This is a genomic window from Spirosoma spitsbergense DSM 19989 (assembly GCF_000374085.1).
GTDB classification, from domain to species: Bacteria; Bacteroidota; Bacteroidia; order Cytophagales; family Spirosomataceae; genus Spirosoma; species Spirosoma spitsbergense.
On record NZ_KB893459.1, the window covers coordinates 1 to 8,198 of the forward strand.

The window sequence follows — 8,198 nt, forward strand, 5'->3', positions numbered from 1 at the left end:
GCCATCGGTCGGTCAGCAACTCATTTGTCAACATGTATGGCGCGCTAATCGCCTATTCATTTTACGAACGCAAGCCAACAGCACACGTCGACATAAGTAACCGTCTGCTCGCTTCCGGTGAATCTGAATGGGCCTTAGCTGCTTAAAAGATCTCATAGTTCGCGTTAATGTTACCTCTTTTACCCCCCGCTGGTGTACAGCTTCTATCTATTGACAACCTCAATCGTGTTGTCGGCATTGACGGTCACTAATTCAGGACGTACCCAGCGGAATGGGTTTTCATTCTTCTGTGGCTGTACGTTAATCTGATTCAGGTCGGGCGAGAAGGTAAAATAACGAGAGGTTCCCCTTCCCACGGTTTGTTCCCCATGTATATGTACTGCTCAGGCCACCATTGAACGAATGAAAAACTTGGGGTTGGACTATATTTCGATGCCCCGTAACTACGTATTTCGAGGTTATTCCCGTATTCTTTACGCAACTGGGAAATCTCGGCGAGCATATCGGCAGAAACCTGACCATCCAGATTCACGTCAATGGCTTCACTGCTGGTCGAGCGGATAGGTTTATATTTCCCGTGAAACTGCTCGTGTAATGCATTTACCTTTTTATCGAGAGCAGGCTCTTCTGGCGAGCAGCCAACGAGGTAAAGTCCGCTCATGAACATGAACATAAACAAAAGTAACCGGTTGATGCTCATGATCGAGTAAGGTTATATGGGTAAAAATAAATGACCGCTACAACATACGTTTTGAATTTATAACGCGAAAAAACGGGTGTTGTTACCATTTTGACGAACCGTCCTGCCAACTTTGTACCTACGAATACATACCTGTAAAGTGAGTCATGGCAAAAAATAAAAAACCGACTGAAAAAGGCCCCGACGTTATTCTGATCGGCGCGGGCATTATGAGTGCAACCCTGGGCATACTACTGAAAGAACTACAGCCCGACATCACCATCGACGTATACGAACGCCTGGACCACGCAGCTGCCGAAAGCTCCGATGCCTGGAACAACGCGGGTACCGGCCATTCGGCCTTTTGCGAGTTGAATTATACGCCCGAAAACGAAGACGGTTCCATCGACCCGTCGAAGGCCATCAAAATTGCTGAATCGTTCGAGCAGTCGAAGCAATTCTGGTCGTATCTGATTCAGCAGGGGTTTCTGCGCGATGCGCCCAATTTCATCCGCTCTATTCCGCATATGAGTTTTGTGTGGGGAGCCGATAACGTCGATTACCTTCGCAAACGCTACGATGCGTTGCAGCAGAATTACCTGTTTCATGGCATGCAGTATTCCGAAGACCCGGCCCAACTCGCCCACTGGATGCCGCTGGTGATGACAGACCGCAACCCGGCCCAACCGGTAGCCGCTACCCGGATGGACATTGGTACCGACGTAAATTTCGGGGCGTTGACCAGAGCGATGTTCCGCCGACTAACCGATATGCCGGGCGTGAATATGCACTTTGCCCACGAAGTGCGCGATTTGTGGCGTTCAAAAACGCTGGGCGGCTGGAAACTGAAGGTCGAGAACGTAACCACCAACAAAGAACGCGAAGTACAAACCGATTTTCTCTTTATTGGAGCGGGGGGTGGTTCGCTGCGGCTGCTCGAAAAGTCGGACATTCCCGAGAGCCGGGGCTTTGGTGGTTTTCCGGTGGGTGGTCAATGGCTCAAATGCACGAATCGGGATGTGATTGAGCGGCATCAGGCCAAAGTATACGGCAAGGCGTCGGTAGGTGCCCCGCCTATGTCGGTGCCACACCTGGACACCCGCATGATTGATGGCAAGCGCGAACTGTTGTTTGGTCCCTATGCCGGATTCTCCACTAAGTTCCTGAAAAGTGGTTCCTATATGGACCTGCCCAAGTCTATTCAGTTGAGCAATATGGCTCCCATGCTGATGGCCGGGCTGCACAATATTCCGCTCACCCGGTACCTGATTCAGCAGGTGATGCAGTCGCCGGACGACCGGATGGCGGCCCTGCGCGAGTATTACCCCGATGCGCGTCGGGAAGACTGGGAGCTGGAAATTGCCGGGCAGCGGGTGCAGGTTATCAAAAAAGATGAAGAGGAAGGGGGCGTCCTGGAGTTTGGTACCGAAGTGGTTAGTGCCGCCGATGGTAGTATTGCCGCGTTGCTGGGGGCTTCGCCGGGAGCGTCAACCGCCGTATCTATTATGCTCGACCTGCTGAAACGCTGCTTCCCGGAAAAACTCGCGACAGTAGAATGGCAGCAAAAACTCACCGATATTATTCCGAGCTACGGACAAGTTTTGGCCGATAACCCCGAACTGGGCATTGCCCTCCGCAAGCAAACGAGTGAAATACTGGGTCTTGGCGAGTACGAATACACGTCCGATTCGGCACAGTAACCATTTTAAGGCATCAGTACGCTGGTGTTTGCCCGGGTAAACACCAGCGTGTTAAACACAATCGGTTTTATGGAAGAGGAACGAGAAAGTTTAAAGCCTATAGAAGGAGCTAGTCGACCCGCCCGATCCCGTTTGCCCTTGAAAGGTGAGTTGTTGCTGGCCGTTGCCCCTACCGTAACGGTACTGATTGTGTTTGGGCTGGTTGAAGTGCTCAGCAGGCAGCGGCTGTTATTTGCTTCCCTGGCCTCCAGTGCTTTTCTTATTTACCTCGACCCTCAGCATGGCACGAATAGTATTCGGACGCTGGCTTTTTCGCAGGTAATGGCGGCTAGTATTGGCCTGGTGATGTACCTCCTGCTGGGACCGGGTTACACATCGGGTGGCCTTGCTATGGTTGTGACGATTGTACTCATGATTGTTTTCGACGTAGTTCACCCACCTGCGGTGGCCACCTCCCTAAGCTTTGCCTTTCGGGCGGGGAACGAGTCGAATTTGCTGCTGTTTGTTATGGCACTAAGCATTATTGTCGTCCTGGTTCTGTTGCAGCGGGGGTTGATGTGGTTGCTTACGCGCCTACAGAAGAAGCGGTGAATGTTAATAAAATTATATTTTTTTTCACTTCGCCACCCGTCTATTCAGAGGACTTTCTTCGCTTTACATTCGGGGAATCCCCGACGGCTGTTTCAGTCAGCATTACTGGCTTCGTCCGTTATCAGTCAGCGGGTAACGGCCTTACCGAAGCAACAATTCCAAAAGGAGATAATCCATTAATTACCAATAGAATACAGCTTTTACCCTCAGCAAAACGGGCATAAACTCTCCTTATATATACCTGTGAAAGCAGGCACTATAACACTATTTTCGGATGGATGCCCCGCAGAATAATACGCCGTTATTCGTGCTTTTTTACTGGTTAACCCAGGCCTATTTTGCCCCGTCCCCGTTCATTCGTCATCTCTTTTTATTCACTAATTGATTAAAAAATTAAACAACCTAATTCCTGACTCAGTTATGATTCTAGGTTTTTTATCTAATTCTTTTCACAATTCACTAATTACCTAATTACAACACGAGTATGAAAGTTATGAAAAATTATCTTGCCGGTTTACTGATGCTGGTTGCTTTATCGGCTACAGCACAGGAGTACAAACCATTCAAAGTAAATGTATCCGTTGGTTATGCCAAGCCTTTCAATGCCGGTACATCGGGCGGTTTTCTGGTAGCCGTCGAGCCTAAGTATGGCCTTTCCGATAACTTCGACCTGGGCCTTCGCCTGGAAGCGGCCTCGGTAGCACGGGGTATCCAATACAACGGCAACACAACCACCGGTGATGTAGGCACCTATAGTTCAGCCCTGCTGACGGGTAATTACCTGTTCGGAGCGGGTGGTGTGCGCCCTTTTCTGGGTCTGGGTGTAGGTCCGTACTCGATTGGTGCTGCCGGAACGGTGGTTATTAGTAGCAATGGCCAGGCAAACCAGAACATTGACCTGGTTAGCGATACCAAATTTGGTGGCATGGTTCGAGGTGGTATCAAGGCGGGTCACTTCGTTGCGGCTGCTGAATTCAACTTCATCCCATCAACCGACCGGACAATTTCTAATCAGACCATCACCAGCAACAATGCTTACCTAGGTATCAAGATTGGTGCCGACATTGGTGGTGGCCGTCGATAGGGTTCATCAACCGGTGCAAAAAGCCCCCTCAGCTACGTTGAGGGGGCTTTTTTCGTTTAAACGATCCGGTTACGGGCTGGATGGGCATTTACTGTACGGGAAGTAAGCTGGATTTAGTATCTTGTGCCATTGTCAATTTAACCAACTCCCATTCCTACCGATAGCGGTGTACCCTGCTTATGAAAAAAATCTTCCTGCTCACCTGTTTCCTGATACCCGTTTTGCTTCCAGCCTTATCCCAGGACCGGCTGATGGGTAAAACCTTTGCGACCCGTGCTGTGGTGATGGCCAGACACGGCATGGCCTGCACCTCACACCCACTCTCCACCCAGGCCGCTATCGATGTACTTCGGTCGGGGGGGAATGCCATCGATGCGGCTATTGCCGCCAATGCGATGGAAGGACTGGTTGAACCCCACGTTAACGGAATTGGGGGCGACCTGTTCGCTATTGTCTGGGATGCCAAAACCAAAAAACTGTACGGGCTGAATGCCTCCGGCCGGTCGCCCTATTCGCTCACCCTGGCCGAATTTCAAAAGCGGGGCCTGACGCATATCCCCTCCGACGGGCCATTACCGGTATCCGTGCCGGGTTGCGTAGATGGCTGGTTTACCCTGCACAAGCGGTTTGGCAAAAAGCCAATGCCGGAAATTTTATCCCACGCGATCCGCTACGCCCGCGAGGGGTATCCGGTTCATGATGAAGCGGCTTTCTACTGGCCCTCCATGATTGCCCGGTTCAGTAAATACCCCAACGTAAAAGAAACCTACGCCCCAAACGGGGCAGCACCCAAACGGGGCGAACTCTTCAGGAACCCCGCCCTGGCCAATACGCTCGAAAAAATCGCCAAAGGAGGCCGCGATGCCTTCTACAAAGGTGACATTGCCCAGACGATTGATGCGTTCATGAAAAAAATGGGGGGCTACCTGAGCGCAAAAGACCTCGCCGACCATACCTCCGATTGGGTAGAACCGGTATCAACCAACTATCGGGGCTACGACGTATGGGAGTTACCACCCAACAGTCAGGGTATTGCCGCTTTGCAAATGCTGAACCTGCTGGAAGGCTACGATTTCTCCAAAATTCCCTGGGGTAGCCCCGAACACATTCACCGGTTTGTAGAAGCCAAAAAGCTGGCTTTCGAAGACCGCGCCAAATACTATGCCGACCCGGCCTTTGCCAAAATCCCCGTTAACGAGTTAATCAGTAAGTCTTACGCAGACGAACGGCGCAAACTCATCGACCTGAACCGGGCGGCCAGCCGCGTCGATGCGGGTAATCCCGCGCTCAAGCAGGGCGACACCATTTACCTGACCGTAGCCGACGAGGAAGGCAATATGGTATCGCTCATCCAGAGCAACTACCGGGGCTTTGGCTCGGGCATGGTGCCGGATGGTCTGGGTTTCATGCTTCAGGACCGGGGTGAACTCTATAGCCTGACCGATGGCCAGAATAACACCTTTGCCCCCCACAAACGCCCGTTCCAGACCATTATTCCGGCCTTTGTAACCAAAGACGGACAACCCTTCATGAGTTTCGGGGTAATGGGCGGGGGCTTTCAGCCAATGGGCCACGTGCAGATCATTATGAACATGATCGACTACGGCATGAATCCGCAGGAGGCAGGTGATGCACCCCGCATTGACCACGATGGCTCCTCCGAACCCACCGGCGAACGCATGACCGACTCGGGCGAGATTAAACTGGAATCAGGTTACCCCTACGAAACCATCCGCGACCTGATGCGTAAAGGCCACAAAGTGGGCTACGGTCTCGGTGGCTACGGCGGCTATCAGGCCATCATGTACGATGCTGTCAATAAAGTCTACCATGGAGCAACGGAGTCCCGGAAAGACGGGCAGGCCGCCGGGTTTTGATGTAAACTGATCTCTATAAAAGAAGCCTGTTCAGGCATGACCTCAGCAAAGTAACCCTGATTAGAAATCCTGTTTAGAAGCCGGGGTTTCAAGCGGTAGATGCCAATATAGCCGTTACTATGTTTTCGCTGGCAATCATCGAAACCTTTAACGGTAAAACGGCCAATATTCAGGTCCTGCATCTGCCTCAGTTTTTCTTTGAAATTCCGAGGCCCAAAAAACATATCATTCTTCCTAACGTGTTGGCCATAAGCCAGGTTGAGAAGCTATTTGCACAGCTTGAAAACCTCAAACATAAAACAATGCTATATTTGGCTTACTCAGCCGGTCTACGAGTCAGTGAAGTAGTGAATATGAAACTCAGTGATATTCATTCAGAGCGTATGGTTATTAATGTCAAAGGTGCAAAAGGAAAGAAAGACCGTACAGTAGCTTTATCAGAAGGCATTTTGGAGCTACTTCGACAGTATTATGTAGTTTACAAACCGAAGTTTTGGTTATTTGAGGGACAAATTGAAGGTGAGTCGTACAGTTCAAGAAGCCTACAGTCAGTATTCCAGCGCGCAAAGGCAGCCACCAGAATTCACCAACCAGTTACTTTCCATAGCTTAAGACACAGCTATGCCACACATTTACATGAAGCAGGAACCGACATAAAGCTAATTCAGGAATTACTGGGTCATAACGACCTTAAGACCACATTGCGTTATACTCATGTGAGCAAACGAACACTTGAAAATAGTAGAAGTCCATTTGATGCATTGACTATAAAAAAGAGTAATTGAGCCTTGCCCAATTACTCTTTTATGCTTAAATATATACCGCATCAAAAATTAAATTAAATACTAGAAAAGTACAAATAAATATAAAAACTACTGCAAAATTTGCGTCTATTTACGCGTTAGCTGCCATTTTGGGAGACACCCTAAAAGTTCGTGTCATATCATAATTTGACACCCAAAAAATATAATTTGATACCGACTAAAATTAACACACAGCTAATTTTGTGAAAACAATCTAAATTTTTTAAAAAATGAATATTTTAAAAATTACATTTCTAATTGGTGCGTTCCTTTATGGACTAAAAGAAGTAAAGTCTCAAAGCACAATTTCATTATCACAACAACACGAAGATTTTAAGATATTTAGGACTGGCATTGACGAAATGCAAGTTGGAACTGACTGGTTTATTACACCAGTTCGTTTTAATGAATTGTGTGACAGTGTTTACAATTCGCTTACGGATAATGACAATATTTTTACGTTTTCCAATAAACTAAGATTTTGTTTAGCCTCACTAAAATCAGCTCATAACGGATTTAATTTGCCTGACGGAGTATGGACTAAAACTAATACTCTACCGTTTATTCTAAGGTACATAGACGAACAACTGATTATTAAGGTTAATTGTAGCCCCAACCAAAATATTCCAAGTGGTAGCGAAATAATTTCAATAAATGGAAAGTCAGTAAAAGAATATTCAAATGAATTTTTAAAATACTGCTTTTTAAATGGAAAAAATATCAGTTTTGGCTATCAACAGTTAGGTACCTTTTGGGACTTTGTTAATTTATTAAAAGGGCTTCATCCTGCCAGCAACTACGACCTTGAAATTATACCCTTTGGAAAAAAAGAAAAGATAAAGTTGAATATGGCAACAGAGCCTTATGACACAATAGCAAAATACTACAAAATACAATTGGGTAGAGCCATTAATGATTGGAATCCCAATGCTTCTAAATTAGAATATAAAATAGTTGATTTGAATAAAAGAACGGGGTATTTGAAAATAGCTACTTTCTCAGGTGGAGATCTTGGAAATAAGTATAAAAAACAGCTAAACGAAATATTCACCAAAATTAAGAAAGAAAATATCGAAAATCTTATTGTGGATATAAGAGGCAATGGAGGAGGAGACGATGATGTAGAACAATACATAACAAGTTATTTTAGGGCAGTACCCAAAGATAGTAGCAATGCAAATCTTTATCTTAAAAGGGCTTTGTTGCATGGCTCCCTTTGAGACCTGATCCCATTACATGAAAAAGCACCGGAATGGCGAACTTTGAGATCGCCAAACCTACAAAGCTGCCACCTGTGGCCCGGTGCTATGCCAAAACTACACTTTTTTACCCAAGCTGACAATCAGCCACCCAAAGCGAGAAAACAACCAAAACAACCCACAGAACCCAAAACAAAGTATCAACTCAGCAATTGGTCGGAGTATAATAAAGCCTTGATTAAGAGAGGGTTCGTTACCATTTGGC

Annotated in this window: 7 protein-coding genes; 6 read left to right on the forward strand and 1 reads right to left on the reverse strand. The window is 47.3% G+C overall.

Going from position 1 to position 8,198, the window contains the following annotated elements; genetic code table 11:
* Positions 1–310: 310 nt before the first annotated feature.
* Positions 311–700 carry a hypothetical protein gene (locus B157_RS0109085; protein WP_020603032.1) on the reverse strand — a complete coding sequence of 130 codons (390 nt, stop codon included), beginning with the start codon at positions 698–700 and terminating at the stop codon, positions 311–313.
* Positions 701–846: 146 nt separating this feature from the next.
* Here B157_RS0109085 and B157_RS0109090 point away from each other — a divergent pair, with 146 nt between their 5' ends.
* The 6 genes from B157_RS0109090 (at position 847) to B157_RS0109115 (ending at position 7,954) form a co-directional block, all read left to right on the forward strand.
* Positions 847–2,379 (forward strand): malate:quinone oxidoreductase, encoded by a 1,533-nt coding sequence (locus B157_RS0109090; RefSeq protein WP_020603033.1) that lies wholly within the window; start codon positions 847–849, stop codon positions 2,377–2,379.
* 69 nt (positions 2,380–2,448) lie between these two features.
* On the forward strand, positions 2,449–2,970 hold the full coding sequence (locus B157_RS0109095; RefSeq protein WP_026308598.1) for an HPP family protein: 522 nt from the start codon (positions 2,449–2,451) through the stop codon (positions 2,968–2,970).
* A 493-nt stretch (positions 2,971–3,463) separates the two neighbouring features.
* The gene (locus B157_RS0109100) at positions 3,464–4,054 is read left to right on the forward strand and encodes an outer membrane beta-barrel protein (RefSeq protein WP_026308599.1); all 591 of its coding nucleotides are present in this window, start codon (positions 3,464–3,466) and stop codon (positions 4,052–4,054) included.
* Positions 4,055–4,233: 179 nt separating this feature from the next.
* The gene (ggt, locus tag B157_RS0109105; protein WP_020603036.1) at positions 4,234–5,931 is read left to right on the forward strand and encodes a gamma-glutamyltransferase; all 1,698 of its coding nucleotides are present in this window, start codon (positions 4,234–4,236) and stop codon (positions 5,929–5,931) included.
* Positions 5,932–6,050: 119 nt separating this feature from the next.
* Positions 6,051–6,716, forward strand: a complete 666-nt coding sequence (locus B157_RS0109110; protein WP_020603037.1) for a tyrosine-type recombinase/integrase — start codon at positions 6,051–6,053, stop codon at positions 6,714–6,716.
* A gap of 248 nt (positions 6,717–6,964) precedes the next feature.
* On the forward strand, positions 6,965–7,954 hold the full coding sequence (locus tag B157_RS0109115) for a S41 family peptidase (RefSeq protein ID WP_020603038.1): 990 nt from the start codon (positions 6,965–6,967) through the stop codon (positions 7,952–7,954).
* The last annotated feature ends 244 nt before the right edge of the window (positions 7,955–8,198 follow it).

Coding starts and splice junctions, on each gene's coding strand:
- B157_RS0109085 (WP_020603032.1), bottom strand. CDS start 700: ATGAGCATCAACCGGTTACTTTTGTTTATGTTCATGTTCATGAGCGGA.
- B157_RS0109090 (WP_020603033.1), top strand. CDS start 847: ATGGCAAAAAATAAAAAACCGACTGAAAAAGGCCCCGACGTTATTCTG.
- B157_RS0109095 (WP_026308598.1), top strand. CDS start 2,449: ATGGAAGAGGAACGAGAAAGTTTAAAGCCTATAGAAGGAGCTAGTCGA.
- B157_RS0109100 (WP_026308599.1), top strand. CDS start 3,464: ATGAAAAATTATCTTGCCGGTTTACTGATGCTGGTTGCTTTATCGGCT.
- ggt (WP_020603036.1), top strand. CDS start 4,234: ATGAAAAAAATCTTCCTGCTCACCTGTTTCCTGATACCCGTTTTGCTT.
- B157_RS0109110 (WP_020603037.1), top strand. CDS start 6,051: ATGTTTTCGCTGGCAATCATCGAAACCTTTAACGGTAAAACGGCCAAT.
- B157_RS0109115 (WP_020603038.1), top strand. CDS start 6,965: ATGAATATTTTAAAAATTACATTTCTAATTGGTGCGTTCCTTTATGGA.